Origin of the sequence: Klebsiella pasteurii (assembly GCF_018139045.1) — a bacterium.
GTDB classification, from domain to species: Bacteria; Pseudomonadota; Gammaproteobacteria; order Enterobacterales; family Enterobacteriaceae; genus Klebsiella; species Klebsiella grimontii.
Genome location: NZ_CP073236.1, coordinates 5,780,093 through 5,794,499, shown reverse-complemented (window position 1 = coordinate 5,794,499; position 14,407 = coordinate 5,780,093). Strand labels below are relative to the sequence as shown.

The 14,407-nt window shown below is 54.9% G+C and carries 14 protein-coding genes; 6 read left to right on the top strand and 8 right to left on the bottom strand.

The window, feature by feature from the left end; translation table 11 throughout:
* Positions 1–50 precede the first annotated feature (50 nt).
* From hutH to hutI, 5 genes are all read right to left on the bottom strand, one after another.
* Positions 51–1,574: a histidine ammonia-lyase gene (gene hutH, locus KCG39_RS27060; protein ID WP_004130641.1), complete on the bottom strand. Its 1,524-nt coding sequence runs from the start codon at positions 1,572–1,574 to the stop codon at positions 51–53.
* The gene (hutU, locus tag KCG39_RS27840) at positions 1,571–3,259 is read right to left on the bottom strand and encodes a urocanate hydratase (protein WP_004130640.1); all 1,689 of its coding nucleotides are present in this window, start codon (positions 3,257–3,259) and stop codon (positions 1,571–1,573) included. The genes hutH and hutU overlap by 4 nt, the downstream gene beginning before the upstream one ends.
* Before the next feature lie 143 nt (positions 3,260–3,402).
* Positions 3,403–4,128, bottom strand: coding sequence for a histidine utilization repressor (locus KCG39_RS27045; RefSeq protein WP_049113313.1), 726 nt, complete (start codon positions 4,126–4,128; stop codon positions 3,403–3,405).
* Between the two features lie 54 nt (positions 4,129–4,182).
* Positions 4,183–5,139 (bottom strand): formimidoylglutamase, encoded by a 957-nt coding sequence (gene hutG, locus KCG39_RS27040; RefSeq protein WP_142467790.1) that lies wholly within the window; start codon positions 5,137–5,139, stop codon positions 4,183–4,185.
* Entirely contained in the window at positions 5,136–6,353 is a 1,218-nt protein-coding gene (gene hutI, locus KCG39_RS27035) for an imidazolonepropionase (protein WP_123828330.1), read from the bottom strand. Before hutI ends, hutG begins: the two co-directional genes overlap by 4 nt.
* Positions 6,354–6,583: 230 nt before the next feature.
* Between hutI and KCG39_RS27030 the strand changes: the two genes are divergently transcribed.
* The 3 genes from KCG39_RS27030 (at position 6,584) to KCG39_RS27020 (ending at position 9,111) form a co-directional block, all read left to right on the top strand.
* Positions 6,584–7,867, top strand: coding sequence for a putative acyl-CoA thioester hydrolase (locus KCG39_RS27030; RefSeq protein WP_049123128.1), 1,284 nt, complete (start codon positions 6,584–6,586; stop codon positions 7,865–7,867).
* Positions 7,868–8,279: 412 nt separating this feature from the next.
* Positions 8,280–8,498, top strand: a complete 219-nt coding sequence (locus tag KCG39_RS27025; RefSeq protein WP_004130630.1) for a hypothetical protein — start codon at positions 8,280–8,282, stop codon at positions 8,496–8,498.
* Positions 8,499–8,556: 58 nt separating this feature from the next.
* Positions 8,557–9,111 carry a LuxR C-terminal-related transcriptional regulator gene (locus KCG39_RS27020; protein WP_004130629.1) on the top strand — a complete coding sequence of 185 codons (555 nt, stop codon included), beginning with the start codon at positions 8,557–8,559 and terminating at the stop codon, positions 9,109–9,111.
* Positions 9,112–9,204: 93 nt separating this feature from the next.
* Here KCG39_RS27020 and KCG39_RS27015 read toward each other — a convergent pair whose 3' ends face one another.
* Positions 9,205–9,936, bottom strand: coding sequence for a MerR family transcriptional regulator (locus tag KCG39_RS27015; RefSeq protein ID WP_004130627.1), 732 nt, complete (start codon positions 9,934–9,936; stop codon positions 9,205–9,207).
* A 187-nt stretch (positions 9,937–10,123) separates the two neighbouring features.
* Positions 10,124–11,347, bottom strand: coding sequence for a diguanylate phosphodiesterase (locus KCG39_RS27010; protein WP_004130625.1), 1,224 nt, complete (start codon positions 11,345–11,347; stop codon positions 10,124–10,126).
* Between the two features lie 335 nt (positions 11,348–11,682).
* Between KCG39_RS27010 and ycgZ the strand changes: the two genes are divergently transcribed.
* From ycgZ to KCG39_RS26995, 3 genes are all read left to right on the top strand, one after another.
* On the top strand, positions 11,683–11,925 hold the full coding sequence (gene ycgZ / locus KCG39_RS27005) for a regulatory protein YcgZ (protein WP_004130623.1): 243 nt from the start codon (positions 11,683–11,685) through the stop codon (positions 11,923–11,925).
* 121 nt (positions 11,926–12,046) lie between these two features.
* Complete coding sequence (locus KCG39_RS27000) at positions 12,047–12,370, top strand: hypothetical protein (protein WP_049115996.1); 324 nt, start codon at positions 12,047–12,049, stop codon at positions 12,368–12,370.
* 54 nt (positions 12,371–12,424) lie between these two features.
* Positions 12,425–12,691 carry a biofilm development regulator YmgB/AriR family protein gene (locus tag KCG39_RS26995; RefSeq protein WP_032742286.1) on the top strand — a complete coding sequence of 89 codons (267 nt, stop codon included), beginning with the start codon at positions 12,425–12,427 and terminating at the stop codon, positions 12,689–12,691.
* Positions 12,692–12,923: 232 nt separating this feature from the next.
* Here the strand turns inward: KCG39_RS26995 and pdxR are convergent, their stop codons facing one another.
* Positions 12,924–14,393: a MocR-like pyridoxine biosynthesis transcription factor PdxR gene (pdxR, locus tag KCG39_RS26990; protein ID WP_004130620.1), complete on the bottom strand. Its 1,470-nt coding sequence runs from the start codon at positions 14,391–14,393 to the stop codon at positions 12,924–12,926.
* Positions 14,394–14,407 lie beyond the last annotated feature (14 nt).

Below are 14,407 nucleotides of genomic sequence, written 5' to 3'. Positions count from 1 at the left end.
GGCCGGGAAGAAGCGATCCCCCCGGCGCGGGTACAGAGAACAGCGATGATTTAGAGCACGGCGGGCAGCAGCCGCGTCAAATGACGCGCCGCCAGAAGCGCAATGGCGTTTTCGATATCCGGGGCGAAGAAACGATCCTCGGTGTAATGGGTTACCCGTTCGCGTAGCAGGTGTCGCGCCTCTTCCAGCAGCGGGCTACTGGTCAGGCCTTCGCGCATATCCAACCCCTGTACGGAAGCCAGCCACTCAACGGCCAGCACGCCGCGGGTATTTTCCGCCATCGCCCACAGGCGACGCCCGGCGGCCGGCGCCATGGAAACGTGGTCCTCCTGGTTGGCTGAGGTCGGCAGACTGTCCACGCTGTGCGGATGCGACAGCGCTTTGTTCTCGCTGGCCAGCGCCGCCGCCGTCACCTGGGCAATCATAAAGCCGGAGTTGACGCCGCCGTTTTTCACAAGGAACGGCGGCAGCTGCGACATATGGCTGTCCATCATCAGGGCGATGCGGCGCTCCGACAGCGAGCCAATTTCGGCAATCGCCAGCGCGATATTATCCGCCGCCATCGCCACCGGTTCGGCGTGGAAGTTACCGCCGGAAATCACGTCGTTCTCGCTGGCAAATACCAGCGGGTTGTCGGATACCGCGTTGGCTTCCACCAGCAGCACCTCCGCCGCCTGGCGAAGCTGGGTCAGGCAGGCCCCCATCACCTGCGGCTGACAGCGCAGAGAGTACGGATCCTGCACCTTGGTACAGTTATGATGCGACTGGGAAATGGCGCTGTCGTCGGTCAGCAGATGGCGATAGAGCGCCGCGGCGTCAATCTGCCCGCGCTGGCCGCGCGCTTCATGAATGCGCGGGTCAAACGGCCGGCGCGATCCAAGCGCCGCCTCGGTGGTTAACGCCCCGCAGACCACCGCAGAAGAGAACAGATCTTCGGCTTCGAACAGGCCGCGCAGGGCAAATGCCGTCGAGGCCTGCGTGCCGTTGAGCAGCGCCAGTCCCTCTTTCGCCGCCAGAGTAATCGGCTCCAGCCCGGCTTTACGCAGCGCTTCCGTCGCCGGCAGCCACTCCCCGCCGCGCACCCGCGCTTTCCCCTCGCCAAGCAGGGTTAAAGACATATGCGCCAGCGGCGCGAGGTCGCCGGAAGCGCCGACCGATCCCTTCGCCGGGATCCACGGCGTCACACCCGCGTTGACCAGGCCAATCAGCGCCTGGATCACGCTCAGGCGAATCCCGGAAAAGCCGCGCGACAGGCTGTTAATTTTCAGCACCATAATCAGACGCGCGAGGTCGTCATCCAGCGGTTCGCCTACTCCCGCCGCGTGCGACAGCACCAGCGAGCGCTGCAGGTTTTCCAGGTCTTCGGTAGAGATGCGGGTTTGCGCCAGCAGGCCAAAACCGGTGTTGATACCGTAGGCGGTGCGACCTTCCGCCAGAATGGCGTTAACGCAGGCGACGCTGTCATCAATCGCCGCGAACGCGCTTTCGTCGAGGGCGAGCTTTAGCGGCTGGCTGTAGACGTCGCGCAGCTGCGACAGGCTGAGTTGACCCGGAATCAGTGTTAAAGCGTTCATTTAGCGTGCCCCTGCGTTGCTGCCACCATCGGAAGATTCAAACCTTGTTCTGTCGCGCACTCAATCGCGATATCGTAACCTGCATCGGCATGACGCATCACGCCGGTCGCCGGATCGTTGTGCAGGACGCGGGCGATGCGCGCGGCCGCCTCATCAGTACCATCGCAGACGATAACCATACCGGAGTGCTGCGAAAAGCCCATCCCGACGCCGCCGCCGTGGTGCAGCGACACCCAGGTCGCACCGCTGGCGGTATTCAGTAAGGCGTTGAGCAGCGGCCAGTCGGAAACGGCGTCGGAACCATCGCGCATCGCTTCCGTTTCGCGGTTCGGGCTGGCGACGGAGCCGGAGTCAAGGTGGTCGCGGCCAATGACGATCGGTGCGGAGACTTCACCGCTGCGCACCATTTCGTTAAACGCCAGCCCCAGCTTCTGCCGCCATTCGAGACCTACCCAGCAGATACGTGCCGGCAGTCCCTGGAAACTGATACGCTCGCGGGCCATATCCAGCCAGTGGTGCAGGTGCTTATCGTCTTTAACGATCTCTTTTACTTTGGCGTCGGTTTTATAGATGTCCTGCGGGTCACCGGACAGGGCAACCCAGCGGAACGGGCCGATGCCGCGGCAAAACAGCGGGCGGATATAGGCGGGTACAAAACCGGGGAAAGCAAACGCGTTGTCAACGCCCATCTCCTGGGCCATCTGGCGAATGTTATTACCGTAGTCAAACGTCGGCACGCCCATTTCGTGGAATGCCAGCATCGCCTGCACGTGGTCGGCCATTGAGCGCTTCGCCGCCAGGATAGTGCCCTGCGGGTCTGACTCGGCTTTCGCCTGGTACTCTTCCCAGCTCCAGCCTTTCGGCAAATAGCCGTGCAGCGGGTCGTGGGCGCTGGTCTGATCGGTCACCATATCCGGGCGCACGCCGCGCTTGACCATTTCCGGCACGATGTCGGCCGCGTTTCCGCACAGGGCGATAGAGATCGCCCGGCCTTCGGCGGTGTATTTTTTGATGCGCGCCAGGGCGTCATCCAGCGACGTCGCCTGTTCGTCAACGTAGCGGGTACGCAGACGGAAATCGATACGGCTTTGCTGGCATTCAATATTCAGCGAGCAGGCGCCCGCTAAGGTCGCGGCCAGCGGCTGCGCGCCGCCCATGCCGCCCAGACCGGCGGTCAAGACCCAGCGTCCTTTCAGGCTGCCCTGGTAGTGCTGGCGGCCGGCTTCAACGAAGGTTTCATAGGTGCCCTGCACGATGCCCTGGCTGCCGATATAGATCCAACTGCCGGCGGTCATCTGACCGTACATCGCCAACCCTTTGGCATCCAGCTCGTTAAAGTGTTCCCAGGTTGCCCAGTGCGGCACCAGGTTGGAGTTGGCGATCAGCACCCGCGGCGAATTTTCATGGGTTTTGAATACGCCCACCGGCTTACCGGACTGCACCAGCAGGGTTTCATCGCTCTCCAGGTTTTTCAGCGCCTTCACGATGGCGTCGTAGCATTCCCAGTTGCGCGCCGCGCGCCCGATACCGCCGTACACCACCAGCTCATGCGGGTTTTCGGCGACATCCGGGTCAAGGTTATTCATGAGCATACGCAGCGGAGCTTCGGTCAGCCAGCTCTTCGCATTTAGCGTCGTGCCACGCGGTGCACGGACGTCCTGCTGGCGGTATTTGCTTTGCGACATCGGGGGTTTCTCCTGACAATTAACGTTGTGTACGTAGATACATATACTTGTCTATACAAGCATGCGCAAGCCAGGATTTAACACAAATGATACATTTTTGTTATATTGCGTCAGCAATCACGTTTTGCTGACGCGCAGGGAGATCAGGACGCAAAATGGCCCTGCAGACGGTAGCGGCTGCCGGGGAAAAGCAGGCGCGCGTGGGAGACGATATGGGTAGTGGACCAGGTGCGGCGGCGGATCAGCAGACAGGGGTCGTGCGGGTGAATATGCAGCAGCGCGCACTCCTCAGCCGTTGCCTGCACCGCCTCGACAATGTGCTCCCCTTCGGTCAGCGGGGCGATCAGCGACAGATAGTCGTGGGGCGTGGTGGCGGTATAGTCCTGACGCAGATAGTCCGGCACCACGGTGGCGTTGACGCAGCGGTCCTCAATCTGTACCGGGACGTCATTTTCAAAATGTACCATTAGCGAATGGAAAATCCGCGTACCGGCGGCCACGTTCAGCGCCGCGGCCTGAATCAGGTCGGCCTGCGTTTCCTCCAGCAGCAGCACTTCACAGCGGTGCTGATGGCGGCGCGAAGCAATTTCTTCGGCGATGCTGCGCACTTCAAACAGCGCCGACTGCCCTTTCGGCTCCGCGACAAACGTCCCTACCCCCTGTAATCGCACCAGCAGGCCTTCATCGGTCAGTTCACGCAGCGCCCGATTGATGGTCATGCGGCTAAAGCCAAACTGCGCCACCAGTTCCGCCTCCGAAGGAATGCGATCGTGCGGACGCCAGACGCCGCTGTGGATCTTTTCGCTGATAGCCTGCTTCACCTTTTCATAGAATGGCGCAGGCGCGGAACGAGGTTGCGGTGAGAACATGGCCGGGCTTCCTTGTGCAAATGGGCGGCGAAACGTCCAGAATATACCGAATCGCTACCGCCACCAATGGGCGATTTGCCACGCCAGGCGGGCTGCCGTGCGGGCTCCACGGCTATCAATATCGTACTGCGGATTAAACTCCACCAAATCCACCGCCTGGAGCTTACCGCTGCGGCACAGCGGCTCGACGATGCGCAGCAGCATGGCCATCGGGATGCCGAGCGCGGCAGGCGCGGAGACGGCGGGCATTTCACTGGCGGGCAGCACGTCGAGATCGATAGTCAGATACAGACGATCGTAGCGGGCGATATTTCGCGCGATCTCCGGGATCGCTCGCGCCTCGAAAGCGGTAAGCACATCGAGATCTTCAATAATCGTCACCTCGCGGCGGGCGGCCTCGTCCAGCAGCGCCTGGGTATTGGCGGCGCGGCTCACGCCGATGCAGGCGTAATGAAAAGCGCGCCGCTGCGCTTCGCAGGCCAGCGCCAGCTGACGGAACGGCGTACCGGAGCTGGCCCGGTCGGCGATACGTAAATCCAGATGCGCATCAAGATTAATAATGCCGACCTCATCCCCCGGGAACGCGTCCAGAACCCCGGCGCCGTGGCCGAAGGCCGTCTCGTGCCCGCCGCCGAGAACCAGCGTACGCTTGCCCGCGCGTTGGCAGGCGGTTACCGCTTCGCGCAGCGCCTGCTGTGCCGCCTCCAGCGCGTCGTCCACCACATGGATAGTCCCCATATCCACGCAGCGGTCGTGTCCATCATGGCTGGCCATATTTGCCAGTGCCCGGCGCAGGGTTTCCGGCCCCATTTCAGCGCCGGTGCGCCCTTTATTGCGCCGAACCCCTTCATCACAGGCGAATCCAAGCAGGGCAATCTCGCCAGCCAGCTTCTCCGGCTCAAAACGCTCGGCCCGGACGATAGTCTGAAACAGGCGCAGCGCGTTGGCCGCCTCCGCGCTGTCGTCGCGTCCCTGCCAAAGCGCGGCGGGGGTAGGTTGCCATAGCTTCATACGATTTCTCCACGAACGACCCGCTGCCAGAGCGGACTGCGCCCGGGCTCATAAACCATCTCCACCGGATGCTCCGCATCCCAGATAGCGAAATCGGCAACAAAGCCCGGCGCCAGCTGGCCATGGCTCGCCTTGCGGCCCAGCGCCTGCGCCGCATGACGCGTCACGCCTGCCCACGCCTCCTCCGGCGTTAAGCCAAATTTCACACAGGCCATATTCATCGCCAGATGCAGGCTGGCAAAGGGGCTGGTGCCGGGATTGTAGTCCGTCGCCACCGCCATCGGGACCTGATATTCACGCAGCAGTTCAACCGGCGGCCTGCGGGTTTCGTTAAGGAAATAGAACGCGCCGGGCAGGAGCACCGCCACGGTGCCGCTGCGACTCATCGCCGACACGCCTTCTGGCGTCAGGTATTCGATATGGTCGGCGGAAAGACCGTGATAGCGGCTCACCAATTCAGCGCCGCCCAGCGAAGAGAGCTGCTCGACGTGCCCTTTTACCGGAATACCCAATGCCTGGGCCGTGCTGTAAACCCTTTCCGTTTGCGCCGGACTAAAGCCAACGTTTTCGCAGAAGGCATCAACGCTTTCAAATAGCCCCTCTTCCCACAGCGTGGGAAGAATGGTTTCACATACCAGATTAATATAACCGTCCGGGTCGCCTTTATATTCCGGCGGCGTGGCGTGGGCGGAGAGCAGCGTGGGGGAAATCTCAACGCTATGCGCCGCGGCAAGCTGTTGTACAACCCGCAGCATTTTACGTTCGTTTGCGAGATCCAGCCCGTAGCCAGACTTGATCTCGAGAGTAGTGACCCCTTCGCGCAGCAGACGAGCCAGCCGCTGTCGGGCCAGCGCCAGCAGTTCGGCTTCGCTGCTGTCGCGGGTAGCCCGCACGGTCGCGTTAATACCGCCGCCGTTGGCGCTAATGGTCTGGTAGGAGACGCCGTTGAGGCGCTGCTCCCACTCTTGCGCCCGGCTGCCGCCAAAGACCAGGTGCGTATGGCAATCTATTAGCCCCGGCGTAAGCAGTCTGCCGCCAAGGTCAATACTCTGCCCTGCGGGCGCCTGGGCTTCTGGCACAATGGCTTCGATACGTCCGTTGCGTACCAGCAGCGCATGATAATCCAGCAGCCCGTAAGGCTGAGAGGAACGAGGATCGAGCGTGGCCAGGCGGACGTTTCGCCAGATTACGCGTTCGGAAGGTAGGTGTGTCATAGCCGTCAACTTGTCATGGGTTGTATAGACATTTATTTTGATTCCGCGAAAAATGTCAACCCGACAGCGGCGAATGTTATTTATTTGTGATCAAAAGCGATCCATTCCAGCCGCTCGCTATGTAAAGGAAGCAACTTTTTTTCGCTACATCTTCCCGTTTCGCTTAAGTTGGTATAAAACAGCAGGCTTTAAAGGACTTATCCCCTTAATTTATTCTTGCCCGGAGCAATATGAACACATATTCCGTTTCCCGCCTGGCGCTGGCGCTGGCCTTTGGCGTGACATTGTCCGCCTGTAGTTCGACGCCTGCCGATCAACAACCCTCCACGCAGACTGCGCCGGGCACGGCCTCTCGTCCTGTTTTAACCGCCGATGAGGCGAAGAACTTTTTACCGGCGAGCTATTTCCAGTCTCTCGATCCGAACGCTGCTGCGTGGACGCCGTCCGCCATCAGCCTTCCGGCGCAGCCGGATTTTGTCGTTGGGACTGCGGGTACCCAAGGGGTAACCCACACCACCATTCAGGCCGCGGTGGATGCAGCGATTACCCGCCATTCTAATCGTCGCCAGTTTATCGCCATTATGCCGGGCGAATATGCCGGCACCGTATACGTGCCGGCGGCACCCGGCGCGCTGACCCTGTACGGCACCGGCGAGAAGCCGATTGACGTTAAAATCAGCGCCGCAATTGACTCAGAAATGGATCCGGTCTCCTGGCGTCACCAGGTCAACCCCGGCGGTAAATATATGCCGGGTAAACCGGCCTGGTATATGTACGACAGCTGCCAGAACAAACGTACCGCTACCGTTGGCGTGATGTGCTCAGCGGTTTTCTGGTCGCAGAACAACGATCTCCAGTTGCAGAACCTGACTATCGCCAACAACCTCGGCGACAGCGTTGACGCGGGTACCCACCAGGCCGTGGCGCTGCGTAGCGATGGCGATCGGGTGCAGATTAACCACGTGAACATCCTTGGCCGCCAGAACACCTTTTTCGTGACCAACAGCGGCGTACAAAACCGCCTGCAGGATAACCGTCAGACCCGTACGCTGGTCAGCAACAGCTATATAGAAGGCGATGTCGACATCGTTTCCGGCCGTGGGGCGGTGGTGTTCGATAATACCGACTTCCGCGTGGTCAACTCACGCACCCAGAAAGAGGGTTACGTCTTTGCTCCGGCGACCCTGAAGAGCGTGACCTACGGCTTCCTCGCAGTGAACAGCCGCTTTACCGCTTCCGGCGATAACGTCGCGCAGTTGGGTCGTTCTCTGGACGTTGACGGCAACACCAACGGGCAGGTCGTGATTCGCGATAGCGTCATTAATGAAGGCTTTAATGTTGCCAAACCGTGGGCTGATGCCGTCGGTTCAAACCGTCCGTTTAGCGGCAACACTGGTACCGCGGATGCCAAAGGCAACACGCAGCGGAACCTGAACGACACGAACTTCAACCGCATGTGGGAATACAACAACCGCGGCGTGGGAAGCTTTGTCGTCGCTGAACCGAAGCAATAACGCTCAAACCGAAAGGGGGAGCCCTTCCCCCTTTGTCTCTTTCTCTTCCCGCCGTACCCTTCCTTCTTCTTCACCACTATCCCCTCATCATGAAGGTTATTCCTGCACATACGCCGTTCTGTACAAGTTTTCTGCATTATCTTTACAATAAAATATTCATATAAAACAATAAATTAAATAATTATTTAAAAAAAATAAACTAAATGTACAAAATTAATTCGTAAAAATTGTACATCCTGAAAATCGTGACTATAGTTATTACGTAAGTTTTAAATCCTGCATTACAGCATTCTTATGATTTAAAAAAATGCCCACCATTTCCTTGGGGATGGTGAAGAACCGTATCGCAAAGATGATGGCTAGCCACATCTTTGTTTGGTGATTAATTGCCTAATATGACTCGAGATATACTATGCAGACTAAAAACACAATTCCCGCAGAGTTTATTGCGAACTCTGCTTTGCTGAAAAATATCGAACATATGGTGCAGGCCCAGACGGAGAATGAAACCGTTAGCCACGATCGTTTAATCGTTGAAGTGCAGCATCGCCTGAATATCGAAAAAAATGAAATTCTCGCCGACTTATATATCCAAACGCTGCATATGCTTCGTGCCAAAAGTCATCATTAAGCGTGATATATGATTTGTTAAATCAAGCCTGCATTAACATTTCTGCCTCGGAGGACAAATGAACAACGACAAGCAAGGTCACTTTTTTAATCATTACGATCTTTGGATTAACAATAACCTTCTTCGTCAAGGATTACAGCTGATACTGGATTCGTTATCACCAGGCTGTTTCCATGGAAAATATGTCTTTTTCACCAGCGATAACTATTATGCGGTGCTCAATCATCATTATGATCGCAAAAGAGTTCGTTTTGTCCTGCTCACCGATGGCAATGATTTAAACTTTCTAAGCGAGCTGCCGATGTACAGAATTCCTGCACGCGCAACGCCGGCTGAGATAAAATCTTTTATTCTCCGCCCTACCTTGTTCGGCAAGAAGCCTGACAGAGAATCAGAAAATATTATTTTCACCAGCCGTGAAAAAGAAGTGATTCGTCTGATGAACAATGGCGAGGCGATGGTGAATATAGGGAAGTCCCTGAATTTACATATTAAAACAATTTATCAAATTCGCCTCACCTTAATTAAAAAACTTGGCTGCTCGGGCCGGACAGATTTTTTTAATATTAGCCGCAGCGAAACATTTAAAGCCTGGACACAGCTCAATTTCTGACAGTTACCGAACGGCCAGGCAGGTCTTGGTTCGGGAAGACAAGCGGCGGAATAACATCTCTAAAAATGTTCCGCTGCTAACCCTCTCTTACGCTTACTCTCCGTGAAACTCGATAGTGTAGCCCTGGCTTTGCCAGTGGCTCAGTAATTCTGCCTGCAAAGGGGTCAGCGCGCGGCCGGTCCAGACAAAAATATGCTGACCGGGGAATAATTCGGGGCGGGGAGAGTCAAGCGGCTCTGCCAGCACGTTGACATGCCAGGCGCGCTGCGATAAACGCCACGCTTCCAGCCACACCCGGGTACGATCTTCATTTCCCCAGCCTACCAGCAGGGTCTCTTTACCCACCTTTTTACGCGACTCCGCAAGAATAAGCGCCACGCAATCAATCAGGATACCGTCCAGCATACTTATGATGGCCAGGGAGGTGTTCTGATCGAGATTGAGCTTGCTGCGCACCGGGATGAAAAGCTGGTCAATAAGTTTATCTACGGGATATTCATGGCTGAGTGACATGATGCGGGTACGTAATTTCGCAGGCTGTACAAGGCGCAGAAGAGACATCATTTCTTCCTGGAGCAGAACGCCTGCGTCGTGCGATTCAGGGTGCTGGCCTTCCAGTAGCGCCTTAACCTTGCCAACCGAAACCCCCCGATCGATCCAGCGTTTGATTTCCTCAATGCGCTGAACGTCCTCCTCGTCAAACTGGCGGTGTCCACCCTCGCTTCTCTGCGGCTTGAGCAAACCATATCTCCGCTGCCATGCACGCAAAGTCACAGGGTTGATTCCGCAACGTTCGGCAACTTCGCCGATGCTGTAATGTGCCATTAGCGCCCTCTACCTGAAAATACTTTCCCGACTAAATTAACTAATTTAGCCGGATTGTACAATTAACTTTTCTTGTACAGTTAAAATAAACAGGTCGGACGCCAATGTACAGGTCAAAAAAGAATGATTATTTTACCCTTCGCTACGTTTTTTTTACGTAAACATGCACTCCGCCGCAGAAAAAAATTTATAGCAGCTCCCACGCTGTTTTTTTCTCAGGCCATGCTACCGCAGGAATTCCCCCCAGACACGGCCTGGCAAATAAATTTCCCTGGAAATGGATAATACCCGCGGACTCCAGCCACATCCACTCCTCCGGCTGCTCAATGCCCACCGCTGAAATGGCGATTTCCAGCGAATTACAGCATTTAATGATGGCCTGCACGATGGCCTGTTTTGGGCCGTGCTTATGAATATCCTTAACCAATTGGCGATTAATCTTAATGCGGTCCGGCTGAAACTGGGCCAACAGCAAAAGCCCGGCAAATCCGGCGCCAAAGTGATCGATCGCTACGCGAATTCCTGCGGACTTAAGCTTTCGCACGGAATCGGTGAATTCATCAATGCGGGAAATGGCTTCACTCTCGGTGAACTCGACGATAATTTGTTCTGGAATCAAACCATTGGATTCAATTTCCGCCAGCAGAAATTCGACGGCCCCGGAAATATTTACCAACGTCATCGGTAGCAGGTTAATCGACAGAGTGCGTCCATGCAGGCGCAGACGGCCCGCCATGGCAAATGCAATACGCTTGCTAAGGAGGTCCGTTGAGTACATTTCCTCTCGTGACAGCCCATCAAAATAGACTGCCGGCGATTCGCCAGAAGGGGTACGCAGCAGCGCTTCCACGGAGACGATCTCTTTCGCAAACGGGTCGATAACCGGCTGGAACGCGAAACTGCACTCGGCCCGCGCCAGCGGAGTATCAGGATACGAGGCTTCCCCTTCCGTCACAAAATCCCAGCTTTCGGCCGCAGGAATCTCGTAATAGTTCTCCTTTTCCGTTGCTTCCACGAAGGTACGGAAAAAATGGAGCGCTCTGTCGTCATAGGTGAGTTGATATTTCGTTGTGCCTTTATCCAGCACAACTTGCAGCACTTCATCGCGGTCATACTCTCGTAAATCAAAGAGTTCCATACCTATTTTGCCGAAGCGCCGCGTCGGACCATGATCCCTGAGCAGTTCAACAAGATTATGGTGCCGCGGGTCTGTGCAGATACGGCGATAAATTCCTTCAACCTTCTCTTCAGGCCCTTCTAATAATTGAAAAAAATGGGTGCCGTTAAAAAGCAAAATCCCCGACACGTCTTCCTGGCCATTTTTTACATTTGCTTCAGCAACCATGCTATCAAGCGATTTAATTGACACGTTGTCGCAGATATGGCTGCGATAAATGATGGTAGTGAGCATGAAATTTCCGACAGAAGAGATAAAACTAATGAGATATTACAGTAGCAGTTCCACTGCAATAAATCCTGTAAAACAGCCGGTCTTCCTAACAAATATTTTGCATTAACCGACTCATTTCACTGCGATTCTTGCCTGACGGCACACCTGTACAAGACGTACATCTTACGCTGGCGCTCCCCTCACAACAAAAAAGATAAAAAAAACATTTAAAATCAAATTGTTATAAAAAATATTAAAAAAAATAACATTTTTTCTTCATTTTTTATGTACAAGTTAGCAATCATTGTATAACTTTAATCGCAAGTTTACTGATGATTGAACTGACAGGAGCACATATGCAGCAGAACGGTTACATTCCTGACACGGCTAACGCTATTGCCCACTACTTTAATAAAGCTTCACTGCCTTCGCAGCAGGAAACGTTAGGGCAGATAGTGATGGATATCCTCAATGAAGGACGGAACCTTAATCGCAAATCCCTGTGTACAAAACTGTTGGCTCGCCTCGAAGTCGCTTCTGGGTTTGAAGAAGAGATCCATTATCAAACGCTGATCGGCCTCCTGTTCGAGAACCAGTGATAAAAGTTCCTCCGGCTATCTGGTGATTTGAGTCGTTACTGAATGAGGAAATATAAGGGATGGGCCAGAATCTGACACCGATTACCGGCTTGCGACTAAATTCCCAGTCATGGAGATGACGATGATCAGAGATACAGTTATGAACAACGATGATTATGATCCATTAACAGATTTACTAATTGGAGAAGCGGTCTTATCCCTACTCAAAAGTAAGGGACCTATAAGTCAACAAGCGCTGATCGATAAACTCCAGGCAATGCAGGCGGGAGAAGTCGATACAAAGCGGCGGAACACCCTTGGGCATATTATCGAGGAAATCAGTAATAGGGTATCTCGCCGTGGTAAGAAAATAACTCTGGGTACTTCAGACGCTAAAAATAATTGGGCAGAACAAACGACTTTATTAGGTTCTCCCTCGCGGCCTGGTACAAATAAAATTCACTGACCCTTCGCGGTCAATCGTTTAACTAACACAGTAGAGAATATGATGAGACAAACTATACATCAACAACCGGATATTTACGCTGGCCTGAACGATAACGCACTCTCTGAATATTTCCGCAATGCAGGCGATAGGCTGATTGATGAATCCGCGGTTATGTCGCTGGCTATTAGCAGTATTCTTGAGTCTGAGGGACATCTCAGCAACAAGGCAATTATTCTTTGGTTGATTACCGCTCTCGAGACCACTAGCGACGTGGTAACCGCGGACGTCATTCGCAAAACGCTGGAAATCGTCGTAAGCTATACCATGGATGATATCTAATTTATTAACCGCTCCGCATTAAACAGGGAAGTCGCATAACGCGAATCGAAGGATTATTTTTTACCAAAGCGGTGGGTATATGTTAAATCCTCGCGCGGTGTCATTTTTTTAAAACTCGCCACCTGACATCAGATGAATTATCTGGATGGGGCGAGTTTTAAATCAACATAAGTATGCTAGCCCGGTAATCAACGTTATTCATTCCGTGGAAAAGACCGCCGATATCACTGCGCTACAGCACCCCGGCCAGGCGGCGAACGCCGTCGAGCAGCACCTCTGGCGGATGGTTGGCAAAACCGAATAAAACCCCCTCGCGCGACATCGGCCGCTGGCAATATCGCGCAAAAGTCTGCACGCCTAAGCCGATCTGGCGCGCCTTAGCGACGACCTCTTTTGCTTTCAGACCATCTGCTAACCAGCAGACGATATGCACTCCCGAATCCGTTGGATGCACCCGCATACGCCCGGCAAAATAGCGTTCAATCGCCGCCTCCAGCGCGCTTTTTCGCTCAAAACAGGCTTTACGGATACGACGAACATGGCTGGCATAGTGTCCCTCGTGGATAAAACGCGCCAGAACGGCCTGTTCCAGATATCCGCTACAGAGATCGGTGTAATATTTCGTTATGGCGAACTGTTCGCGCAAATGCTCAGGGACCACTAAAAAACCCAGACGAAACTCGGGGTACATCATCTTAGAAAAGGTGCCGGAATAGATAACCCTCTGATGTTTATCTAACCCTTGCAATGCCTGTAAAGAGCGGGCGGCATAGCGGAATTCGCTGTTGTAATCATCTTCAAATATCCAGGCCCGATTGGCTTGCGCCCATTCCAGCAAAGCAAGCCTTCTTGGCAGGCTAAGGGTTCCACTGAGCGGGAATTGATGCGACGGCGCGGTATAGACCAGCTTAGCTTGCGGGTAATGGCGTATTCCATCCTGAATATCCATGCCTTCACCGTCAACGCGAACGGGCCGGACCATCGCTCCCCGGGCGGCGAATGCGCCGCGCGCGCCGTTATAGCCGGGATCATCGAGCCAGACTTCATCGCCCTTTTCCAGTAAAACCTGAGCGGCAATGGCCAGCGCCTGTTGAATACCATTGACAATAATAACCCGATCTTCATGGCAATTTACGCCGCGCGTGGCCTGAATATAGTGGCTAATCGCCTGTCGTAAAGGTAGATATCCATAAGCCGTGGCGTGCGCCCCCAACTCACGGCGCGATTGCCGCCAGACGCGCCCCAGCAGCCGCCCCCATAACGCATGCGGGAAGAGATCGGTACAGCCGATACCGACGGCAAAAACCTGACGCATTTCACCACTCCCTTCTCTTTCAGACCATGATGGCAACAATGCGGCAACGTCAGGATTAAGCGGGCCAACGGCGGCCATTGCCGTTTCCGGCTGTGGCGACGATTCATACTCGCTAATGACGCTATCCGGAATATGCTCGCAAACAAAGGTGCCCGCCCCCTTGCGCGTGACCAGATAGCCCTCATCCACCAGGCGGTCAAAACCGGCAATAACCGAGTTTCGCGAGATCGCCATCATCTCAGCCAGCGCCCGGCTGGAGGGGATCTTTGAACCCGCCGTTAAGCGCCCATCCAGAATCGCGTTACGCAGGGCGTGATACAGCTGATCTTTGATAACGCCGCGCGGGAGCAACAATTCCTGAAACAGCGGTGCAATAGGTTTTGGCATAGCGGTAATGGCGA